The sequence below is a fragment of the Aerococcus sp. L_32 genome (assembly GCF_050689315.1).
Genome location: NZ_JBOEQF010000398.1, coordinates 1 through 1,771, shown reverse-complemented (window position 1 = coordinate 1,771; position 1,771 = coordinate 1). Strand labels below are relative to the sequence as shown.

The 1,771-nt window shown below is 36.6% G+C and carries 1 protein-coding gene; it reads left to right on the top strand.

What is annotated here, in order from left to right:
* Positions 1–275: 275 nt before the first annotated feature.
* Positions 276–1,511 (top strand): RNA-guided endonuclease TnpB family protein, encoded by a 1,236-nt coding sequence (locus ACRCJ0_RS13340; protein WP_431390729.1) that lies wholly within the window; start codon positions 276–278, stop codon positions 1,509–1,511.
* Positions 1,512–1,771 lie beyond the last annotated feature (260 nt).

Sequence of the window (1,771 nt, the reverse complement as noted above, 5' to 3'; positions counted from 1 at the left end):
GACTCCTGTTAATTGCTCTAGTAATTCTTCTTCGTACTTTAATGCTTCGTTTTTGAATAGAATACCAAATTCTTCATTCATAAAAGATGTTCCTTTCGTTTAAATAATATATTTATTTTATTCATTTACAAGCTGTCAGCTAAGGAAACCTAGGAATTGATACCTAGGTGGAATTAGCGAAATAGACAGCTCTTTTTGTTGTTTTTACTAGGTTATCGTTTATGTTTCCTCTAAATAGATAGTATAATGTATTTTAAGAGAAAAGAGGTGATAAGATGCAGTTAACGAAAACGATTAAAGTGCAATTATACCCAAGTGCTAGTGATATTGAAAAGTTCGAAGAAACTCAACAACAGTTTTTAAACGCTTGTAATTTTGTTTCGACATATATCTTTGACCATGACTTTGAATTAGGTCAAACGACTTTGCACAACGCCTTGTATCATCAGATACGTCAGGATTTTGGGCTGCAATCGCAAATGGCCCAGTCCGTGATGCGTACGGTAATCGCGAGATATAAGACCGTGAAAACACAGTTTAAACAAAAACCTAAGCGTTATAAAGATATCCATACAGGTAAATATCATACCCTATATAAAGACCTTTACCATTTAACGAAACCCCTAGGGTTTAAGCAACCAGTAGCTGTGTTCGTACGTAATCGTAACTACGCTTATCACCAAAACAATACCTATTCACTGACGACCAATCAAGGACGAATTAAAGTGTCTTGTGATAAGCAACATATCGCTTATCTTCAACAATTTAGCCAGAAGGCTTACAAGTTCGGTCAAGCTGAATTACTCTGTCGTAAGGGTAAGTGGTTCTTACACGTGTCCGCAAGTAAAGAGATAGACAGCCCAGAAGAAGGTAATATTCAAAGGATTGTAGGCATTGACCGTGGTTTAAGACAGATACTAACTATTGCGGATGATACAGCTCATACTACCTTCTATTCGGGTAAAAGCTTGATGAAGAAAAGACGGCGTTTTAAGAAATTGCGCCAGTCCTTACAAACGAAGAACACCAAATCAAGTCGTAGACGCCTTAAAACAATTGAAAGACGAGAGAACCGCTGGATGAATGATGTGAACCATCAATTATCAAAGACACTCGTTGACCGATACGGGGCCAATACCTTGTTTGTGGTGGAAGATCTTACGAACGTTACTTTTAACACGACTCACCACCGTAAGCAAGATGCACGGTATGAACACCATTCTTGGCGATTCTTCGATTTTGAAGAAAAGTTAATGTACAAAGCTTTAGAAAGTGGTTCGCAAGTTTTAAAAGTATCTGCACAATTTACGTCCCAACGTTGTCCGAAATGCGAATCAATTGATAGAGCTAATAGACAACAAGATAAGCACTTGTTTACTTGTCAAAATTGTGGGTATCAATCAAATGATGACCGTGTGGCAGCTATCAATATTCAAGAATTGGGTCACCGATATCTGTCGAGTGAGAAAAACCCGCGGTTTGAAAAAGTTGTGCCAATACAAAATTATTAAACATAAAACAATATTCGGTAAGTGTCTACAGACCGCTTACTGATGGGGTGCCAGTCAACCATCCCTTAGTGTCTTTAAACGGTTGGAGATATTATATCGTTTGTACAACCACCATGTTTAGGACAAACTCTCTGTTTTAACAGAGAGTAGTTGATATTGCTTATGAAGTTTTTGTTCGCTAGTATTATGTAATATAGTACGTTTAGTTTATACATAAATAGATTTAATATCAATCGAATTTTATAAGGAGTAAGAAAATA